The sequence below is a fragment of the Alsobacter sp. P4_H11 genome (assembly GCF_056400925.1).
Genome location: NZ_JBFUKI010000014.1, coordinates 50,934 through 69,237 on the forward strand (window position 1 = coordinate 50,934; position 18,304 = coordinate 69,237).

The 18,304-nt window shown below is 69.6% G+C and carries 18 protein-coding genes; 10 read left to right on the forward strand and 8 right to left on the reverse strand.

The genetic code is table 11. The features are described from left to right. Positions 1-22 precede the first annotated feature (22 nt). Positions 23-484 carry an Lrp/AsnC ligand binding domain-containing protein gene (locus AC1DSZ_RS21400; protein WP_476840355.1) on the forward strand — a complete coding sequence of 154 codons (462 nt, stop codon included), beginning with the start codon at positions 23-25 and terminating at the stop codon, positions 482-484. Between the two features lie 31 nt (positions 485-515). Here AC1DSZ_RS21400 and AC1DSZ_RS21405 read toward each other — a convergent pair whose 3' ends face one another. Next, entirely contained in the window at positions 516-1,448 is a 933-nt protein-coding gene (locus tag AC1DSZ_RS21405) for a tyrosine recombinase XerC (RefSeq protein ID WP_476840356.1), read from the reverse strand. 296 nt (positions 1,449-1,744) lie between these two features. Here AC1DSZ_RS21405 and AC1DSZ_RS21410 point away from each other — a divergent pair, with 296 nt between their 5' ends. Further along, positions 1,745-3,364: an acyl-CoA synthetase gene (locus AC1DSZ_RS21410; RefSeq protein ID WP_476840357.1), complete on the forward strand. Its 1,620-nt coding sequence runs from the start codon at positions 1,745-1,747 to the stop codon at positions 3,362-3,364. Here the strand turns inward: AC1DSZ_RS21410 and AC1DSZ_RS21415 are convergent. Continuing rightward, the gene (locus AC1DSZ_RS21415; RefSeq protein ID WP_476840358.1) at positions 3,361-4,458 is read right to left on the reverse strand and encodes a GNAT family N-acetyltransferase; all 1,098 of its coding nucleotides are present in this window, start codon (positions 4,456-4,458) and stop codon (positions 3,361-3,363) included. The genes AC1DSZ_RS21410 and AC1DSZ_RS21415 overlap by 4 nt on opposite strands. A 70-nt stretch (positions 4,459-4,528) precedes the next feature. On the opposite strand from AC1DSZ_RS21415, the gene AC1DSZ_RS21420 reads away from it, so the two are divergent. Further along, positions 4,529-4,765 (forward strand): sulfurtransferase TusA family protein, encoded by a 237-nt coding sequence (locus tag AC1DSZ_RS21420; protein ID WP_476840359.1) that lies wholly within the window; start codon positions 4,529-4,531, stop codon positions 4,763-4,765. A 6-nt stretch (positions 4,766-4,771) separates the two neighbouring features. Here the strand turns inward: AC1DSZ_RS21420 and AC1DSZ_RS21425 are convergent, their stop codons facing one another. From AC1DSZ_RS21425 to AC1DSZ_RS21435, 3 genes are read right to left on the reverse strand one after another with little or no spacing between them, the layout of a single operon-like run. Beyond that, positions 4,772-5,893, reverse strand: a complete 1,122-nt coding sequence (locus tag AC1DSZ_RS21425; RefSeq protein ID WP_476840360.1) for a CobW family GTP-binding protein — start codon at positions 5,891-5,893, stop codon at positions 4,772-4,774. A gap of 8 nt (positions 5,894-5,901) precedes the next feature. Further along, the gene (locus AC1DSZ_RS21430; RefSeq protein ID WP_476840361.1) at positions 5,902-6,798 is read right to left on the reverse strand and encodes an EamA family transporter; all 897 of its coding nucleotides are present in this window, start codon (positions 6,796-6,798) and stop codon (positions 5,902-5,904) included. A gap of 42 nt (positions 6,799-6,840) precedes the next feature. Next, positions 6,841-8,505, reverse strand: a complete 1,665-nt coding sequence (locus AC1DSZ_RS21435; protein WP_476840362.1) for a D-alanyl-D-alanine carboxypeptidase family protein — start codon at positions 8,503-8,505, stop codon at positions 6,841-6,843. Between the two features lie 252 nt (positions 8,506-8,757). Between AC1DSZ_RS21435 and AC1DSZ_RS21440 the strand changes: the two genes are divergently transcribed. Continuing rightward, positions 8,758-9,660: a DMT family transporter gene (locus tag AC1DSZ_RS21440; protein ID WP_476840363.1), complete on the forward strand. Its 903-nt coding sequence runs from the start codon at positions 8,758-8,760 to the stop codon at positions 9,658-9,660. Between the two features lie 54 nt (positions 9,661-9,714). Here AC1DSZ_RS21440 and AC1DSZ_RS21445 read toward each other — a convergent pair whose 3' ends face one another. Then, complete coding sequence (locus AC1DSZ_RS21445) at positions 9,715-10,146, reverse strand: hypothetical protein (RefSeq protein WP_476840364.1); 432 nt, start codon at positions 10,144-10,146, stop codon at positions 9,715-9,717. A gap of 212 nt (positions 10,147-10,358) precedes the next feature. On the opposite strand from AC1DSZ_RS21445, the gene AC1DSZ_RS21450 reads away from it, so the two are divergent. Next, positions 10,359-11,525, forward strand: coding sequence for an acetyl-CoA acetyltransferase (locus AC1DSZ_RS21450; RefSeq protein ID WP_476840365.1), 1,167 nt, complete (start codon positions 10,359-10,361; stop codon positions 11,523-11,525). A gap of 34 nt (positions 11,526-11,559) precedes the next feature. On the opposite strand, the gene AC1DSZ_RS21455 is transcribed toward AC1DSZ_RS21450, so the two are convergent. Further along, complete coding sequence (locus AC1DSZ_RS21455) at positions 11,560-11,826, reverse strand: BolA family protein (RefSeq protein ID WP_476840366.1); 267 nt, start codon at positions 11,824-11,826, stop codon at positions 11,560-11,562. Positions 11,827-11,961: 135 nt separating this feature from the next. Between AC1DSZ_RS21455 and AC1DSZ_RS21460 the strand changes: the two genes are divergently transcribed. From AC1DSZ_RS21460 to AC1DSZ_RS21480, 5 genes are all read left to right on the forward strand, one after another. Continuing rightward, complete coding sequence (locus AC1DSZ_RS21460) at positions 11,962-12,594, forward strand: J domain-containing protein (RefSeq protein WP_476840367.1); 633 nt, start codon at positions 11,962-11,964, stop codon at positions 12,592-12,594. A 166-nt stretch (positions 12,595-12,760) separates the two neighbouring features. Further along, entirely contained in the window at positions 12,761-13,747 is a 987-nt protein-coding gene (gene cobS / locus AC1DSZ_RS21465) for a cobaltochelatase subunit CobS (RefSeq protein ID WP_476840368.1), read from the forward strand. Between the two features lie 18 nt (positions 13,748-13,765). Continuing rightward, positions 13,766-14,263 carry a DUF29 domain-containing protein gene (locus tag AC1DSZ_RS21470; RefSeq protein WP_476840369.1) on the forward strand — a complete coding sequence of 166 codons (498 nt, stop codon included), beginning with the start codon at positions 13,766-13,768 and terminating at the stop codon, positions 14,261-14,263. Positions 14,264-14,275: 12 nt separating this feature from the next. Further along, on the forward strand, positions 14,276-16,180 hold the full coding sequence (cobT, locus tag AC1DSZ_RS21475; RefSeq protein ID WP_476840370.1) for a cobaltochelatase subunit CobT: 1,905 nt from the start codon (positions 14,276-14,278) through the stop codon (positions 16,178-16,180). Continuing rightward, complete coding sequence (locus AC1DSZ_RS21480; RefSeq protein ID WP_476840371.1) at positions 16,177-17,208, forward strand: esterase-like activity of phytase family protein; 1,032 nt, start codon at positions 16,177-16,179, stop codon at positions 17,206-17,208. Before cobT ends, AC1DSZ_RS21480 begins: the two co-directional genes overlap by 4 nt. Before the next feature lie 25 nt (positions 17,209-17,233). Here AC1DSZ_RS21480 and AC1DSZ_RS21485 read toward each other — a convergent pair whose 3' ends face one another. Next, positions 17,234-18,265, reverse strand: a complete 1,032-nt coding sequence (locus AC1DSZ_RS21485; RefSeq protein ID WP_476840372.1) for an ABC transporter substrate-binding protein — start codon at positions 18,263-18,265, stop codon at positions 17,234-17,236. Positions 18,266-18,304: the final 39 nt, after the last annotated feature.

Consider the following 18,304-nt stretch of genomic DNA (forward strand, 5'->3'; position numbering starts at 1 on the left):
GCCTTCATAGTGGAAGCCTCGCATGGACGATCTGGACCGCACCGACCGGAAGATTCTCAGGATCCTGCAGGAGGACGGGCGCATCACCACCGTCGACCTGTCCGACAAGATTGGGTTGTCGCCGACCGCCACGAGCGAGCGCGTGAAGCGCCTGTTCCGCGAGCGCTTCGTCACGGGTTTTCGCGCCACTCTCGATCCTCAGAAGTTGGGACGCGGCCTCCTGGTGTTCATCGAGGTCAGCCTCGACAAGACGACGCCCGACGTCTTCGAGCGTTTCGCCGAGGCGGTCAGGCGGTCCCCCGAAGTGCTGGAGTGCCATATGGTGGCGGGCGGGTTCGACTACCTGGTGAAGACGCGCGTGGCCGACATGGCCGCCTATCGGCACTTCCTGGGCGACATCCTCCTGTCCCTGCCGGGTGTGAAGGAAAGCCGCACCTATGCGGTGATGGAGGAGGTGAAGACCGACGGGCTCCTGCCGGTCTGAGGCGGGGAGGGACGTCGGCCCGCTTCGGCGCTCAGCCGGCGCGCGGATGCGCGGCGTTGTAGGCGGCGAGCAGCCTGGAGGTGTCGACCTCGGTGTAGATCTGCGTGGTGGACAGCGACGCGTGGCCGAGCAGGTCCTGAATGGCGCGCAGGTCGCCGCCACGCGCCAGCAGGTGGGTCGCGAACGAGTGTCGCAACGCGTGCGGGGTGGCGGTGTCGGGCAGCCCCATGGCGCCGCGCAGACGCTCCATGGCGAGCTGGATGATGCGCGGCGACAGCGGCCCACCCTTCTGGCCGCGAAACAGCGGCTCGCCGGGCGCCAGCGTGTAGGGGCAGAGTTCGAGATATTCGGCGATGGCGGCCGACACGGCCGGGATCACCGGGACCATGCGGGTCTTGCCGCCCTTGCCGGTCACCGTGACGATATCCTGCCCGCCGACCGGCGCCTCGCTGCGCTTCAGCCCAAGCGCTTCGGAAATGCGCAGGCCGCATCCATAGAGCAGCGCCAGCACGGCGGCGTCGCGCACCAGCACCCAGGTCTCGCGATCCTCCCCGGCGCGCAGGTCCGCGTCCGACAGGCGGCGCGCATTGGGGGCCGAGAGCGGCTTCGGCAGGCTCTTTTGCAGCTTGGGGCCGCGGATCGCCGACAGCGCCGAGGCGTCGACCAGTCCTTCGCGCTCCAGAAAGCGCAGCCCCGACCGGATTGAGGCGAGCGCCCGCATCAGCGACCGGCTGCCCACCCCCTCGGCGCGCCGCGCCGCCATAAAGGTGCGGATGTCCGCCGGACGCAGCCGCTTCACCTCGGCGATCCCGGCCGGCGCTTCGGCGCGCTCGGCCAGAAACGCCACGAATTGGCGCATGTCGCGCTCATAGGCTTCCAGCGTCTTGGGCGACAGCCGCCTCTCGGAGGCGAGATGGCGGGTCCAGACCCTAAGGGCGGCGCGAAGATCGTCGGCGGCGTGCATGGGAGGAGAGTGGGGGGCTGAAGGTGAACGCGACGTGAAAGGGCGGGGCGACTCTCTCCCGCGCCAGCGGGGGAGATGTCGGCGGAGCCGACAGAGGGGGCGGTCGGCGTCGTCCGCTGTTGCACCAGTCGGGGCGCTCCACCGCCCCCTCCCTGCCCTCCCCCGCTGCGCGGGAGAGGGTTCCGCCTGGCGCTTGTCCCAGAACGGATCGCCTTTTTGACCGCTGCCCACCACCCTCTTTTCGCACCGCAACAAAGCGCGTAACGTCCCGGCGCTTTCGCGTTCAGGGCCCTGTCATGCTTCCCGCCATTCGTGATTTCGACCAGCTCCGGGCGGAGTTCCGGTGGGACATCCCGGCCCGCTACAACATTGGCGTGGACGTCTGCGACAAGTGGGCGGCCATCGATCCCGAGCGTGAGGCCGTGCTGGACGTCTCGCCGGCCGGCGTGGTGACGCCGATGACGTTCGGCGCCTTGCGGGACGCTTCCAACCGCCTGGCGAACCTGCTGGCGCGCCATGGCGTGAAGCCGGGCGACCGGGTCGGCATCCTGCTGCCGCAGGCGAGCGAGGTCGCGGTCGCGCATGTGGCGGCCTACAAGATGGGCGCGATCGCGCTGCCGCTCGCGGTGCTGTTCGGCGCCGACGCGCTGGCCTACCGGCTGGCGGATGCGGGCGTTTCGGCGCTGATCACCAATGCGGCCGGCGTGTCGCGCGTGGCGCCGCTGCGGACCGAACTGCCGCGATTGTCGTTGCTGCTCTCGGTCGATGGGCCGGACGGCGACGCGCTCGGCTTTCACGAGGAACTCGCGCGCGAAAGCGCCGAATTCACGCCGCTCGACACGACGCCGGATGATCCGGCGCTGATGATCTACACGTCGGGCACCACCGGCCCGCCCAAGGGCGCGCTGCACGGCCACCGGGTGCTGCTCGGCCATCTGCCCTGCTTCGAGCTGGTGCACGAGTTCTTTCCCCAGCCGGGCGATCGACTGTGGACGCCGGCCGATTGGGCCTGGGCGGGCGGGCTCCTGAACGGGCTTTTGCCCTCGCTGCATTTTGGCGTTACGGCCGTGGCGCGGAAGTTCGAGAAGTTCGACGCAGAGGAGGCCTTCGGGCTGATGGCGGACCTTGGCGTCCGCAACATCTTCGTGCCGCCCACGGCGCTGCGCATGCTGCGCGCCGTCGAGGACCCGCGCGCCCGGTTTCCCAAGCTGGCGCTTCGAACGGTGGCGTCGGCCGGCGAGGCGCTGGGGGCCGAAACTCTGAACTGGGGCCGCGAGGCGCTGGGCCTCACCATCAACGAGGCCTATGGGCAGACCGAGTGCAACCTCGTGCTCGGCTCCTGCGCGGCGCTGGGCGTGGTGCGGCCGGGCTCCATCGGCAAGCCCATCCCGGGGCACGACGTGGCGGTGATCCGACCGGACGGATCGCTCTGCGCGCCCGGCGAACTCGGCCAGATCGCGGTGCGCCGGCCCGACCCGGTAATGTTCCTCGGCTACTGGAACCGCCCCGACGCCACGCGCGACAAGTTCATCGGCGACTGGATGACGACCGGCGACCAGGGCGAGGCTGACGCGGACGGCTATGTGCGCTTCGTCGGCCGCGATGACGACGTGATCACATCGGCGGGCTACCGCATCGGCCCGACCGAGATCGAAGACTGTCTGCTCCGCCACCCGGCCGTCGCCAACGCGGCGGCGGTGGGCAAGCCGGACGCGCTGCGCACCGAAATCGTAAAGGCTTTCGTGGTGCTGAAGCGCGGCGTCTCGGAGACGCCCGAACTGGCCGCCGAAATCCAGCGCTTCGTGAAGGACCGATTGTCGGCCCACGAATACCCGCGCGAGATCGCCTTCGTGTCGGACCTGCCGCTGACCACCACCGGCAAGGTGATCCGCCGCGAGCTGCGGGCGCGCGGTTAGCCTCGGCCGAGGAGGCGTTTGGCGGTTGCGCGCAGCGACCTGCGCGCGCGCTCGGCGGCGAGCAGCGCCGGGCTCGTAGGGCCGAGCGGGATCCACCAGTCGGCGACGCGGATGCGGTCGGCCCAGAGACGGTCGATCATGGGGTGGTCCGCCACCGCGCAGCTATCCGTGAGCAGGACCGTTGGGTCGGCGATCTGGCGGTCGGTGACGTCCAGCGTCAACAGCACGCCCGGCGAGAACGCACCGTAGTGCTCGTCATAGGTCGTTTTCCAGTAGAGCGCGCGCGGACCGCCGCCGAGCACGATGCCGGCCGCGATCGTCTGGCCGTCCAGCGTGAGCCGATCGATGCGGCAATCGCCGTCTGCGGCGAACTCTCGCGTGACGCCCTGCAAAAAGGCGAGACGGGCAGGATGCTGCGTGAAGGCGCTGCCGCGACGGCCTTTCCAGCCCTTCGCCTCGAGTTCGGCGAAAGCCGCGCAGGCTTGCTCGATCGCCTCCGGCTTAGCGGCGGACAGGCTCTCGAGCTGGCCCTGCTCGGCGAGGCGGCGACGCAGCCGGCCGAACTCCTTGCGTCGCTTCCCCCCGATGCCCGCCAGGGCATTTGGGCCGGGCCGCAGAGCGGCGCGCTCGTGCGGGTGGAGCCGGGCGGGGCCGGCGGCGGCCAGGGCTGTGGCGGCTTCCGACAGTTCGTCGATCCAGCGCAGCAGCAGCGCTCCGGCGAGCCGGTGCCGGTCGCGCAGCCAGGCGATCACGGCGCGCAGGTCCTCGGCGCCGTGGTCCGGATCCAGCAGCGGCCCGCCCAGCACCGCCTGCTCGTGCGACCAGCCGCGCAGCAAGGGCGTCAGCGCGCCGAGCCGAGGCCGCGTCAGCGCGAGCAGGGCCGTCATGCATTCGCCCCGCCAGGCGGCCACGAAGAGTGGCGGCGGGACGCCGGGCAGGGCTGCGGCTGCAATCGCGAAGGCGGGCTCCCAGAACGGGTTGCGATCCAGCCCGCGCCGGGCGAGGTCGCGCCAGGCCGCCTCATGCGCGGCCGCGTCGGCGCCGCCGAACGCCGCAATGCGGACGGAGGTGAGGGCGGCGGCGGGCGGGTTCATGGAGCCACGCTACGGCGCGAGCGTTAAATCGTCGTTCCGCCGCGCGGGTGCGCCATGCTAGACGGCGCGCATGACGACGCCGGAGCCGATCCACGATCTCGACCTACGCGGCCTGAAGTGCCCGCTGCCGGCGCTGCGGGTGCGCAAGGCGCTGGCGGGCCTGCAGCCCGGCGCGGTTTTGCGCGCCAGCGCGACCGACCCGATGGCGGCGATCGACATCCCGCACCTGCTGCGCGAGACCGGCGACCTGCTGCTCGCCAGCGAGCGCGAGGGGGATGCGCTGGCGTTCACGATCCTGAAGACCTGAGCGGCCTCAGCCGTTGCGCAGCGAAAGCGGGTTGTCCATCAGGGCGGCGCGGTCGGGCGTGTCGATGGCGGGCGTGCCCGTGAAGGCGTCCCACATGCGCCGGACGAAGCTCTCGTCCAGATCGCGCGTGATGAACACGATGCGGGTGCGGCGGTCGGCGTCCGGCCAGGCGGGAAGCGCCACCGGCGGGTGCATGACGTGCTGGACGCCGTGGATCACCAGCGGCCGCTCCGGCTGGCCGGCGAGATGGACGATGCCCTTCATGCGCAGCAGTTTCGCCCCGTGCGCGGAGGGCAGCAGCGTCAGGAACATGTCCAGCGCGGCCATCGGGACGGGCTTGTCGGTGGCGAGGCAAAAGGCCCGGATCCGGGCGTCGTGCCGGTTCACGTCATGGGCGTGCTGGTCGCGCTCATCATGGGTGTGGTCATGCGCGCCGTGCTGCGCGTCGGCGTAGGCCTCCTCGCGCAGCCAGGCGGCGACGTCCGGGATCTTGCCGGCGAAATCGAACGGGCCCGCGCCCAGCAGGGCGGCCGCGTCGGCCTCTCCGGCGGCGGCGTCCAGCAGCGGCGCGCCCGGGTTGAGGCGGCGGATGCGCGCCTTGAGCCGCTCGAAGTTAGGCCGTGTGGCGTCGTCGAGCAGGTCGGTCTTGGTGAACACGATGCGGTCCGCGACCGCCGCCTGCTTCACGGCCTCGGAATGCTCGTCCAGCGTGGCGAAGCCCGTGAGGGCGTCCACCACGGTGACGACGCCGTCGATGGCGTAGCGGGTCGCCAGGTAGGGATGCGACAGGGCGGCCTGCAGGATGGGGGCGGGGTCGGCGAGGCCGGTGGTTTCCACCAGCACGCGGCGGAACGGCGAGACGTCGCCGGAGTCGCGCTTGGTGAGAAGATCCTCCAGCGCGGCGACGAGGTCTCCCCGCACCGTGCAGCACAGGCAGCCGGACGACAGGAGCACCATGTCGCCGTCCACGGCCTCGATGAACAGGTGGTCGAGGCCGATCTCGCCGAACTCGTTGACGATCACCACCGTGTCGGCGAGCGCGGGGTCCTGCAGCAGGCGGTTCAGCAGCGTGGTTTTGCCCGCGCCGAGGAAGCCGGTCAGGATCGTGAGCGGGATGGGAGCCTGCATGCTGGTCCTCACGCGATCGCGGGCTTGGCGGGCCGGCGTCCCTGCAGGGCTACGTTGGCCATGATGGCCCCGATCACCAGCGCGCCGCCGGCATATTGGACCGGCGCGAGGCGCTCGCCCAGCACCAGCGCGGAGGTGAGGGCGGCCACGACGGGTTCGAGGCAGAAGGCGAGCCCGCCCGCCACCGCGCTGACGCGCCCGAGCGCCGCCATCTGGAACACGAAGCCAAGCACGAAGCCGCCGATCGTCAGCGCCACCGCCCAGGGGGCGGCCAGCAGCGCCTCAGGGCCGCGCAGCCCGCCGGTGGCGAGCGCCGCCGCAAGCGCGGCGGGCAGGCAGATCACATGCACCCAGAATACTTTCGGGGCCGCCCCGACGCCGGCGCAGCGGGTGGCGGCGAAGAACTGCGCCACCGCCGACAGGCTTGCCCCGAAGGCGAGCGCGAGGCCGCGCGGGTCGAGGCTGTCGAAGGCCGGGCCCAGCACCAGCACGATGCCGACAAACGCCAGAGCGGCGACGCCGAGCAGGGGCGGGGAGAGCCGCTTGCCTTCCACGAAGGGGCTGAGCAGCACGATCAGCACCGGGTAGGTGTAGAACACCACGGCCGCGACCGTGACCGGGATGAAGGCCACGGAGGAGAGGTAGCAGATGCCAACCCCGGCGCTCGCGACGCCGAGAACGCCGAGCGCGGGGCGATCGCGCGTCGCCACCGAGAGGCCGCCGCGCAGCACGAGCGCCATGCCGACCGCGAGCGCCAGCATGACGACCACGCGAAACACCACCATCAAGGGCCCTTGCACGCCCTCGAAGGCGGCGATGCGAGCGAAGGTGATGTTGAAGCCGTAGGCCGCGGCCCCGGCCAGCGCCAGCAGGAAGCCGCCCGAGGCGGAGGGTGGCGCGGTCATGGGGCGGCGGCTTCCAGGGCGGGCCGGCGGAGCCGGTTCGGGTTACTCGGCGCTGGCGGGCGCCTTACCGGCATCCGGGGCGGCGGCCGAGACCTTCTTCTGAACAGGCTTGCCCTTGGGATCAAGCTTCGCCTTCGCGGGCGCGGGCTTGGCGGGCGTTTTCGCGTGCGCGGCGGGCTTGCCCTTGGCGGTGGCGGTTTTGCGCAGGGTCGGCGACACGAGCTTGCCGGCCGGGCGGGCGGTCTTGCCTTCCAGCGCCTTGGCGGGCTCGGCCTGCTCGTCGTTGAGGTCGGTGGGCTTCGTCGCCGCCACGGCCGGAGCCTTGCCGATCGCGCCATGGCGTGGCGCGGCCCTGGCCTTGACGCCGGGCGCGATCGCGCCGGCCTTTAGGGGCTTCACGTTGGCGGGTTTAACCTTGATGTCCGGCGTCGCCTCGGCGGCAGGGTCCGCATAGGCGGCGGCCGTTTTGGGCGCGCCCTTCTCGGGAGCCTTGCGGGCGGTCAGCACCGGCGTGAACAGCGCATTGGCGGCCTGTGGCGCGCTGGCAGAGCGCTCGGTCCGGCCGATGAACACCGTCTGGACGTCCAGCGCGGCGCGCGGGCCCAACGTGCGCGGGCCGGTCGCCATGCCGCTTTGCTGGCTCACGGCGGCCATCGCCATCGGGGCGGCGCGGCCGTCCTCGTTGCCGCCGGGCGCCTGAACGGTGGTCTGCGGCTCGGCCTCCTCCTCGGAGGCGGGCGCGCCCTTGCGGTGGACGCAGATGTCCTCGCGCATGTTCGGCGGCGTGGCGACGGACGACGGCGGCAACGACTGCAGCGATCCGCCGCCGCCGCCAAAGATGCCGCCATAGCCGCCGCTGAAACCCTTGTCGAGGAACTGGGCGGCCTTCAGCGTCCGGTCAGAGCCGGACGACGCTCCCATCACCACCGCGACGAGGCGCTGGCCGTTACGGCTCGCCACCGCGACGAGATTAAAGCCCGACGGGCAGATGAAGCCCGTCTTCATGCCCTCGATGCCCTGGTATCGGCCGATCAGGCCGTTGGTGTTCTTCAGCACCCGCTTGCCGAGCTTCACCGAGCCGATATGGAACAGATCCGCATGGTCGGGGAAGTCGCGCAGCAGCGCGATGGTGAGGATCGCGAGATCCCGCGCGGAGGTCTGCTGGCCGTCTGCGAAGAGCCCGTTCGGGTTGACGAAGTGGCTTTCGCGCATGCCCAGGCGCGCGGCTTCCTGGTTCATCATCGCGGCGAAATCGTCCACCGTGCCGCCGACACCCTCGGCGATCACGACCGCCATGTCGTTGGCGGACTTCACGAGCATCATCTTCAGGGCGTTCTCGAGCGTCACCTCGAGGCCCGGCTTCGCGCCGATCTTGGATGGCGGAACCGAGTTCGCGGCGGCCGAGATCGGGATCGCGGTGTCGAACGAGATCTTGCCCTCGCGCACCTTCTTGAGCGCCACATAGGTGGTCATCAGCTTGGTGACGGAGGCCGGATACCACGGCATCGTGGCGTCCTCGGAAAACAGCACCCGGCCGGTGCTCACGTCCGCGACCACATAGGGCGCGGCCGCCTGGGCGGACGCCGCCCCGATCGCCACGGCCGAGAACGCCATCGCGATCCGCCCCGCAAGCGCGGCGGGACGAAGACTGGACGCAAAGCCGAAGAAGAGGGGGAGCACAGATACGCGGCGGGGCACTCGTGTCATCAGATCGTTCCGGTTCGCGCCCAGTCGACGGGAGATCGGGCGGGCCTAGACAATGCATTCGTTCGGCCGGCGACAGAACAGTGTCGGCCTCGCGCGCTCTGGCGATCACGGCTGCCGGGCAGGCTGCCTGACGCGGACAGCAATTCCTACCCCGCGCCCCGCGATTTGCCTAGCGCGGCGGCGAGTGCTACGCGCCGATCATGGCCGCGTTCGGGCGAACGCCGGCCTCTGGACGCGGAAGGCTTCCCCGGCATGGCCTCTCTTTGGATCCTCACCACGCTGATCGCGTCGGTGGCCCAGACGGCGCGCAACGCCATGCAGCGCAGCCTCACCGAGACGCTCGGCACCGTCGGGGCGTCGCAGGTCCGCTTTCTATACGGATTCCCGTTCGCGCTGTTGTTTCTGCTGGCGGTCGTGCAGATCGGCGGAGAGGCCGCTCCGGCGGCCAGCGGCCGGTATCTCGCGTGGGTGCTGGGCGGCGCGATCACGCAGATCCTCGCGACAGTGCTGATGCTCGCCGCAATGCGGGAGCGATCGTTTGCGGTGACGACCGCCTATATCAAGACCGAGCCTGTCCAGGTCGCGATTTTCGGCATCCTGTTTCTGGGCGATCACCTCACCTTGGGGGGCGCGCTCGCGATCGTGGTCGCGACCGCCGGCGTCGTCCTGATGGCCGTAAAGCCCGGCTCGCCCGGCCTGACGGCTGCCGGAATGCGCCCCGCTGTGCTTGGCATCGTGGCGGGGGCGTTTTTCGCCCTCTCGGCCATCGGCTTTCGCGGTGCGATCCTGACGCTGGAGAGCGGCTCCTTCGTTCTGCGCTCCACCACCACGCTGGCGTGGTCGCTGGGCATCCAGACTGCGCTGCTCGTGGTCTGGCTCGGCTTGTTTGACCGGCCGGCCCTGCTGAAGAGCTTCACCGCCTGGAGGCCGTCGCTTCTGGCGGGTTTCGCCGGCGCTTTCGCGTCCCAGTTCTGGTTCCTGGGCTTTTCCCTCACCAGCGCCGCGAATGTGCGGACGCTGGCGCTCGTGGAAGTCCTGCTCGCTCAGGCGGTCTCGAAGCGCCTCTTCGCGCAGGAAACCACCGCCCGCGAGATCATCGGCATGGCGTTGATCGTGGGCGGCGTCGTGCTGCTGCTCTGGACGCACGGCCCCTAGAGCGTCATCCAATCCGGCGAAGGCCGGACTGTGGCTGATACGTCGAGCGTCGCTTCAGCGCCGGGACGCGTTGGCGGCTTCCTTGCCGCCCTTGTGGTCGGCTTTCTGACCGCCGGTGCCGTCCGTTTCCGCCACCTTCTTCACTTCGGCCGGGTCCTCGGCGCTGGTGTTGGCCGCCTCTCGGGTTTCGCTGCCCTCCGGCGGGCCGCCCGCCACGGAAGCGCCCGCCATGTAGGACGGCGGATCGCTGGCCGGGAACGACATTTCGGAGCCGGCGTCGACGAGCTGCTCCTGCCGCTCCTTCTGGTCGTAGGTTTCCGAATAGCGTTCAAACACCGCGTCGCTGTCGCGCGCGCCGACCCGAACGCCATTCTGGCTCAACAACGTGACGAGATCGTCGCGGCTGCGCTTGGGCAGGCCGGCCTGGGCGTCGCCCTGGCCATGGCGCGCCGCCTCGTCGAGCAAGGTCGCCGAATTCGCGGACATGGTTTTTCCTCCTCGATGGTTCGCGCCGTCAACGCGGGCGGCAAGCCGCCCGTTCCGTTCCGCCTTGACCTTTGCGGATCGTTGGACGTGCAGACCCCCGCCAGACAGCCATGCAGCCCGCGCGATCCTGCACGCGAGCCGTGCGGCGACGCGCCTTGCCGGACGCGCCCGCAACCGCCATTCTCCCGGCGGAAACGCGAGGAACACGAGCCATGACCGCTTGCATCGTGGGCTGGGCCCATACGCCCTTCGGCAAGATGGACGCCGAAACCGTCGAAAGCCTCATCGTCCGCGTCACCAATGAGGCGCTGGACCACGCCGGGATCGCGGCGTCGGATGTCGACGAGATCGTGCTTGGCCACTACAACGCCGGCTTCTCGGCCCAGGATTTCACCGCCTCGCTGGTGCTGCAGGCCGACGACGACCTGCGATTCAAGCCGACCACGCGCGTCGAGAACGCCTGCGCGACCGGCTCGGCCGCCGTGCATAGCGGCCTGAAGAGCATCGCCGCCAAGCAGGCGAAGATCGTCCTGGTGGTCGGCGTCGAGCAGATGACCAAGACGCCGGGCGCAGACATTGGCAAGAACCTGCTGAAAGCCTCCTACCTGCCCGAGGACGGCGACACGCCCGGCGGCTTCGCGGGCGTTTTCGGCCAGATCGCGGCGGGTTATTTCCAGCGCCACGGCGACCAGTCCGATGCGCTGGCGATGATCGCGGCCAAGAATCACAAGAACGGCGTTTCCAATCCCTACGCGCAGATGCGCAAGGATCTGGGGGTCGAGTTCTGCCGCCACGAGAGCGAGAAGAACCCCTTCGTGGCCGGTCCGCTGAAGCGCACCGATTGCTCGCTGGTTTCGGACGGCGCGGCCGCTCTGGTGCTCGCGGACGTGGACACGGCGCTGCGCATGAAGCGCGCCATCGCGTTCCGGGCCGCCGCGCATGTGCAGGACTTCCTGCCGATGTCCAAGCGCGACATCCTGAAGTTCGACGGCTGCGCCGAAGCGTGGAAGCGCGCGCTCGCGCAGGCGGGCGTCAGCCTCGACCACCTTTCCTTCGTGGAAACGCATGACTGCTTCACGGTGGCGGAACTGATCGAATACGAGGCCATGGGGCTCACGCCTGAGGGCCGCGGCGCGGTGGCGATCAAGGAAGGCTGGACCCAGAAGGACGGGCGCCTGCCCGTGAACCCCTCCGGCGGCCTCAAGGCCAAGGGCCACCCCATCGGGGCTACCGGCGTCTCCATGCACGCCATGACGGCCATGCAGCTCGCGGGCGAAGCCGGCGACATGCAGATCCCGGCCGCCACGCTGGGCGGCATCTTCAACATGGGCGGCGCCGCGGTCGCCAACTATGTGAGCATCCTGGAGCGGCTGCGGTAAGCGGCCCGAGGAGCGTCGGGTTCCTCTTCCGGCGCTACTCCCCCGGGGCCTTGGCGCTGAGCGCGAGCGCGTGGACGCGGCCGGCGAGTTCGTCGGCCAGCAGCGCGTTGACCATGCGATGGCGCTCGACGCGGGTCTTGCCCGCGAAGGCGTCCGACACCACTTTGACGTTGAAGTGAGTTTCCCCGCCTTCGCGCCAGCCGCCGTGCCCGCGATGGTGATCCGACTCGTCGATGACGGCCAGCTCGACAGGCGAGAGCGCCTGCGTGAGCTTGGAGGTTATCGCATCCTTAATGCTCATGGGTCAGCCTCTCCGCTGCAGTCCGCCGGCGGTCGACGGATTTATGTGGCCCCGGCGCCGCGGCGTGCGGCGACGGACGTTCCCTTGTCGCACCCGGCTTGCCCCGACCGCCCGACACCTCATAATGACCCGGTCATGAATCTCAACTCGTCCATCTTCGACAAGATTCGCAGCCGCCCCCGTCGGGCGGCCCAAGCGCGGCCAAAAGCCCAGAGCGCGCCCGTGAGCGGGCCGCGTTGCGACCATCCGGGATGCGAGGCGCGCGGGGAGTTCCGCGCCCCCAAGGGCCGAACGCACGAGGGCCAGTACTTCCAGTTCTGCATGGAGCACGTGCGCGAGTACAACGCCTCCTACAACTACTTCGCCGGCATGACGGACGACGCCGTGCAGAAGTACCAGAAGGACGCGCTGGTCGGGCATCGGCCGACCTGGTCGATGGGCGTGAAGGGCGGCCAGAAGTCGCAGGCCGGCGCGGAGCCGGGCACCGACTTCGTGTTCGAGGATCCGCTCGGCGTGTTCAAGGCCGGCGGCTTTGCGGGCCGGCACGAGCCGGAGCAGCGCAAGCCGGGCGTCGGGCCGGTCGCTAAAAAGGCTTATGACGCGCTGGGATTGGACGAAACCGTCGATGCGGTCACCGTCAAGGCTCGCTACAAGGAATTGGTGAAGCAGAACCACCCCGACGCCAACGGGGGCGACCGGTCCTACGAGGACCGGCTGCGCGAGATCATCACCGCCTACAACACGCTGAAAGCCGCCGGCCGGGGCTGAACGGCCGCTTCATGCGGGTCCGCCCCGCGCGCCGCGCATGAAGGCCCATCCGGGATGCGCCCGTCGCGAATTGCGTCGCGTCGCGCCAGCCACTAAACAAGCACAGGGCTCCGGGCCACAGGCCGGAGCCCCCGGGGCGCGCCCCGTCGTTCGTCAGTGAGGATCCATGTCTGCCACGACTGCCTTGGCGCCGGGGTTGCCGGACACGACCGTGTCCGTCCGCAAGCTGTTCGGCATCGACCTCGATATGCAGGTCCCCGCCTATTCGGAGCCGGACGCCCACGTCCCCGATCTCGACCAGGACTACCTGTTCGACCGCGACACCACGCTGGCGATCCTGGCGGGCTTCGCGCGCAACCGGCGCGTGATGGTCACGGGCTATCACGGCACCGGCAAGTCGACCCACATCGAGCAGGTCGCGGCGCGCCTGAACTGGCCCTGCATCCGCATCAACCTCGACAGCCACGTCTCCCGCGTCGACCTCGTCGGCAAGGACGCGATCGTGCTGAAGGAGGGCAAGCAGATCACCGAGTTCCAGGACGGCATCCTGCCCTGGGCCTTGCAGAACAACATCGCGTTGGTGTTCGACGAGTATGACGCGGGCCGACCGGACGTGATGTTCGTGATCCAGCGCATCCTGGAAATTTCCGGCAAGCTGACGCTCCTGGACCAGAAGCGCGTGATCCGCCCGCATCCGGCCTTCCGCCTGTTCGCGACCGCCAACACGGTTGGGCTCGGCGACACGTCGGGCCTCTACCATGGCACCCAGCAGATCAACCAGGGCCAGATGGACCGCTGGTCGATCGTCACGACGCTGAACTACCTGCCGCACGACAAGGAAGTCGACATCGTGCTGGCCAAGGCCAAGCACTACACCGGCAAGGAAGGCCGCGACATCGTCAACAAGATGGTGCGCGTGGCCGACCTCACCCGCAACGCCTTCATCAACGGCGACCTTTCGACCGTGATGAGCCCGCGCACGGTGATCACCTGGGCCGAGAACGCCGACATCTTCAAGGATATCGGCTTCGCGTTCCGGCTCACCTTCCTGAACAAGTGCGACGAACTCGAGCGGCCGCTGGTCGCCGAGTTTTACCAGCGCGCCTTTGGCCAGGAACTGCCCGAGAGCGCCGTGAACGTCGCACTGAGCTGAGGAATGCGGAGAGCGGGAATGGCTCAGGTCGTCAAAGGCAAGCGCAGTCCCGCCGATCACTCCGCGGCCACGCTCGTGGCGCGCGATCTCGATTTTCACACCTGGACCCGACAGCAGGCCGACCTGCTGCGGACCGGCAATTTTGAACGACTGGACGCCCTCAATATTGCTGAGGAGCTGCTCGAAGTGGGCAATTCGGAATACGACAAGCTCGAAAGCAATCTTCGTGTCGTTCTGTTGCATATGTTGAAATGGGACCATCAGGCCGAGCGGCGCTCGCGGAGTTGGGCTCTCAGCATTCGTGAGCACCGCCGCCGGATCCAGCGGGTTCTGAACAAGAGCCCGGGACTGGCGCCGTATGTGGCCGAGGCCATGGCCGACGCCTACCAGGACAGTCGTGACGAGGCAGCCAGCGAGACGGGGCTTCCGTTAAGCCGGTTCCCGGCTGCGGCTCCGTACGAGTGGCGCACCGTCATGGAGCGCGAGTTCGAGATCGACCCGCCAGATGCGATGTGAGACGAGAACCCCGTGAGCTCATCCAACCGCAAGCCCGCCCAGCCCAATGAAGCGCCTATCGAGCCGTTCAAGCGCTCGGTGGCCGGGTGCCTGCGCGCCATCGCGCGCCAGCCCGAACTGGAGGTGACCTTCGCGTCCGACCGGCCGGCGCTGACCGGCGAGCGCGCCCGGCTGGCCGAGCCGCCGCGCAAGATGAGCGCCGCCGACGCCGCCATCGTGCGCGGGCAGGCCGACTCCATGGCGTTGCGCCTCGCCTGCCACGACCAGGCGGTGCATCGCCGCCACGCGCCCGAGGGCCAGCAGGCCCGGGCGGTGTATGACGCGGTGGAGCAGTCGCGCGTCGAGTCCATCGGCTCGAACCGCATGACGGGCGTCGCCACCAACATCACCGCCATGCTGGAGGACCGCTACCATCGCGGCGCCTATCACGAGATCTCCGATCGCGCCGATGCGCCGCTGGAAGACGCCGTCGCGATGATGGTGCGCGAGCGCCTGACCGGGTTGAAGCCGCCGCCCGCCGCCCAGAAGGTGGTGGACCTCTGGCGGCCCTGGATCGAGGAAAAGGCCGGCCCGAACCTCGACAAGCTGGTCTCCAACGTGGAGGACCAGCGGCAGTTCTCACGCTCGGTGCGCGAGTTGCTGGCCAGCCTCGACATGGCCGAAGACTCCAGCATGGATCCGGAGGATTCGGACGACGACGAGCAGTCCGACGACCAGAACCAGAACCAGGAGCAGCAGGACGGCGAGTCCGAGGAGCAGTCCGCCGCCGAGCGGGCCGAGATGGAGCGTTCCGAGGAAGCCACCGACGAGATGGAGGACGGCCAGTCCGAGACCTCCGAGGGGCCCACCGGCGAGATGCCGGAGGACTCCGACGAAGCCGACGGCGACGAGCCGTCCGAGGCCTGGCGGCCGCCGGTGTCCAGCACCCGCGAGGCGCGCGGGCCGGACTACAAGGCGTTCACGACCAAGTTCGACGAGATGATCGCCGCCGAGGAGCTCTGCGACGCCGATGAACTCGCGCGCCTGCGCAGCTATCTCGACAAGCAGCTCGGGCACCTGCAGGGCGTCGTTGCCCGGCTGGCGAACAGGCTGCAGCGCCGCCTCATGGCGCAGCAGAACCGCGCCTGGGAGTTCGACCTCGAGGAGGGCGCGCTCGACCCGGCGCGACTGACCCGCATCGTGATCGATCCCTTCCAGCCGCTGAGCTTCAAGCGCGAGAAGGATACGAATTTCCGCGACACGGTCGTGACCCTGCTGATCGACAATTCCGGCTCCATGCGGGGCCGGCCGATCACGGTGGCGGCGACTTGCGCGGACATCCTGGCCCGCACGCTGGAGCGCTGCGGCGTAAAGACCGAGATCCTGGGATTCACGACCCGCGCCTGGAAGGGCGGGCAGTCGCGCGAGACCTGGCTGCAGTCCGGCAAGCCCGCCAATCCGGGCCGCCTGAACGATCTGCGCCACATCGTCTACAAAGCCGCGGACGCGCCTTGGCGGCGCGCGCGCAAGAATCTTGGCCTGATGATGCGCGAGGGTCTGCTTAAGGAGAACATCGACGGCGAGGCGCTGGACTGGGCGCACAAGCGCCTGCTGGCGCGTCCCGAACAGCGCAAGATCCTGATGATGATCTCGGACGGCGCGCCGGTCGACGATTCCACCCTGTCGGTCAATCCCGGCAACTACCTCGAGAAGCACCTGCGCTGGGTGATCGAGGAGGTCGAGACGCGCTCGCCCGTGGAGCTGATCGCGATCGGCATCGGGCACGACGTCACGCGATACTACCGCCGGGCCGTCACCATCGTGGACGCCGAGGAGCTTGGCGGCGCGATGACCGAGAAGCTGGCGGAACTCTTCGACGAGAACGCGACGCCGCCCAAGATCATCGCGCCGCAGCGCCGCGCCGGCGGCCGGGGATGAGGCTCTCTCGACGCGCCTTCGGGCGCGGCCTCGCCGCCACGGCGGCCGGCCTCGCCGCCGGCCGGGCCATGGCCGCGCAGGGGCCCGAGGGCGGCCTTGCGGTCCCAACCGGGATCCGCGTGAAGGCGCGCCCGGTGGAGCGCCTGCCCATTCTGGGCGGGGACGTCCGGCGTTTCGGCGCGCTCGAGTTCATCGGCGGACTGGATCTCGACAGCGAGGATCGCAACTTCGGCGGCTGGTCGGGCCTGTCGATCAGCGCCGATGGGCAGCGCATCCTGGCGGTCAGCGATGTCGGCAGCTGGCTGTCGGCCCGCGTCGCCTATACGGAGCAGACGCCCACCGGGGTCGTGGACGCCTCCATCGCGCCTCTGCTCGGCGCGGATGGCGTTCCGCTATGGCGCACGCGGGCGTGGGACAGCGAAAGCCTCTGCGTGCACGAAGGCGTCGCCTATGTGGGCTTCGAGCGCGTTCACGAGGTGCGCCGCTTCGACATCGGCCGCGAGGGCCTGCTGGCCCGCGGCCAGATCGTGCCCGTGCCGCCGGCTGTCAGAACCCTGCCGGAGAACCGCAGCCTCGAGGCCATCGGGATCGCCACCGCGGGCGCGCTGGCCGGCAGCCTCCTGGTGATCGCCGAACGAGCCACGCGTGGACCTGACGCGCCCACCAAAGGCTGGATCCTCACCGGCCCGCAGCGAGGCGAGTTCCGGGTCGCGCGGCGAGACGATTTCGACATCACCGACCTCGCTTTCCTGCCGGACGGCGACATGCTGCTGCTGGAGCGACGGTTCAACTGGCTCGACGGCGTCGGCATGCGCATCCGCCGGGTCCCGGGCGGGTCCATTCGCCCCGGCGCGATGCTGGACGGGCCCATGCTGGTGGACCTCGACATGCGCCAGCACATCGACAACATGGAAGGGCTCGCGATCCACCGCGGGCCGGACGGGGCCGTGATCCTGAGCCTGATCTCGGACGACAATTTCTCGTTCATCCAGCGCACCACGTTTCTGCAATTCCGCGTCGTCGGCTGACGACGATCGCGGGCAGCGGCTCGACTTAGTCGACCTGGCGCTCCTCGGCGGGCGGCAGGAATGTGTCGTTGAAGATGTCCTTCACCTCCGGCTTCGCCCGAAACGCGAAGGCGGAGCCGATCTGTTCGATCGCGCGCTCGAAGCGGGCCCGGTCGATCCCGCCCCAGCCCTGCTCCTTCACCCAGGGCGTGAGCTGGATGCGCTCCAGCGCCAGCGCGAGCCGCTCGAATTCGACGTCGCGGCGGGCCTGGTCGTTACGGCGCAAGACGGCCTCGACCACCGCGCCCGGTTCCGCCACCACGTCGCGCATGCCCCGCGTCAGCGCGCGGAGAAAGCCCTTCACGGCGGCCGGGTCGCTCTTTGCGAATGCGCCCTGCACGATCACGGCGTCGCCATAGAGCTCCAGGCCGTAGTCGCGCATCGCCAGAACGATGAGGTCGTCGGCCGGCACGCCGCGGCTTTTCAGCGTCACCAGGGTGGATACGGCCGAACCGAAAACGCCGTCCAACTCGCCTGACGCCAGCATAGGCTCGCGCACCGCGAGGCCGACGGTCTCAATCCGCGCCGCCCCAGCCTCCAGTTTGGTGAGCTTTCGGAACACGGGCCACTGCGCCGCCGCGCCATCGGCCGACGATGCGCCGATCGCCTTGCCGACGAGGCTGGAGGGCTCGGCCGTGATGCCGCGGCTTCGCCGGCCGATGATCGCGAAAGGCGGCGCGTCCTGCAGCATCAGAACGGCAGAGAGGTCCGTTCCAGGGTTCTCGTCGCGATAACGGATCAGCGTGTTGACGTCGCCGACGCCAAACTGGAACCCGCCGGTCGCGAGCTTGGCCACACTGTCGCGGGAGCCCGACCCGGGCTCGATCGAAACGTCCAGCCCCTCGGCGCGGAAATAGCCCTTGTCCTGCGCGACCAGGAAGGGCGCCGCCATGGCGTCGAGCTTCCAGTCGAGCAGCACGCGCACGACCGTCTGCGCGCTGGCCGCCGTGGGGGCGGCGAGCAGGGCCAGCATCGAAAGCGCAAGCACGGCCAGGCGGCCGCGGGGGGAAACGAACATGACGACGAACTCCGTTGCGGCGAGCCGGGGCGCGCCGCT

Bases quoted from the DNA above. Each gene is read 5' to 3' on its own strand.
- AC1DSZ_RS21400 (WP_476840355.1), top strand. From the start codon at position 23: ATGGACGATCTGGACCGCACCGACCGGAAGATTCTCAGGATCCTGCAG.
- AC1DSZ_RS21405 (WP_476840356.1), bottom strand. From the start codon at position 1,448: ATGCACGCCGCCGACGATCTTCGCGCCGCCCTTAGGGTCTGGACCCGC.
- AC1DSZ_RS21410 (WP_476840357.1), top strand. From the start codon at position 1,745: ATGCTTCCCGCCATTCGTGATTTCGACCAGCTCCGGGCGGAGTTCCGG.
- AC1DSZ_RS21415 (WP_476840358.1), bottom strand. From the start codon at position 4,458: ATGAACCCGCCCGCCGCCGCCCTCACCTCCGTCCGCATTGCGGCGTTC.
- AC1DSZ_RS21420 (WP_476840359.1), top strand. From the start codon at position 4,529: ATGACGACGCCGGAGCCGATCCACGATCTCGACCTACGCGGCCTGAAG.
- AC1DSZ_RS21425 (WP_476840360.1), bottom strand. From the start codon at position 5,893: ATGCAGGCTCCCATCCCGCTCACGATCCTGACCGGCTTCCTCGGCGCG.
- AC1DSZ_RS21430 (WP_476840361.1), bottom strand. From the start codon at position 6,798: ATGACCGCGCCACCCTCCGCCTCGGGCGGCTTCCTGCTGGCGCTGGCC.
- AC1DSZ_RS21435 (WP_476840362.1), bottom strand. From the start codon at position 8,505: ATGACACGAGTGCCCCGCCGCGTATCTGTGCTCCCCCTCTTCTTCGGC.
- AC1DSZ_RS21440 (WP_476840363.1), top strand. From the start codon at position 8,758: ATGGCCTCTCTTTGGATCCTCACCACGCTGATCGCGTCGGTGGCCCAG.
- AC1DSZ_RS21445 (WP_476840364.1), bottom strand. From the start codon at position 10,146: ATGTCCGCGAATTCGGCGACCTTGCTCGACGAGGCGGCGCGCCATGGC.
- AC1DSZ_RS21450 (WP_476840365.1), top strand. From the start codon at position 10,359: ATGACCGCTTGCATCGTGGGCTGGGCCCATACGCCCTTCGGCAAGATG.
- AC1DSZ_RS21455 (WP_476840366.1), bottom strand. From the start codon at position 11,826: ATGAGCATTAAGGATGCGATAACCTCCAAGCTCACGCAGGCGCTCTCG.
- AC1DSZ_RS21460 (WP_476840367.1), top strand. From the start codon at position 11,962: ATGAATCTCAACTCGTCCATCTTCGACAAGATTCGCAGCCGCCCCCGT.
- cobS (WP_476840368.1), top strand. From the start codon at position 12,761: ATGTCTGCCACGACTGCCTTGGCGCCGGGGTTGCCGGACACGACCGTG.
- AC1DSZ_RS21470 (WP_476840369.1), top strand. From the start codon at position 13,766: ATGGCTCAGGTCGTCAAAGGCAAGCGCAGTCCCGCCGATCACTCCGCG.
- AC1DSZ_RS21480 (WP_476840371.1), top strand. From the start codon at position 16,177: ATGAGGCTCTCTCGACGCGCCTTCGGGCGCGGCCTCGCCGCCACGGCG.
- AC1DSZ_RS21485 (WP_476840372.1), bottom strand. From the start codon at position 18,265: ATGTTCGTTTCCCCCCGCGGCCGCCTGGCCGTGCTTGCGCTTTCGATG.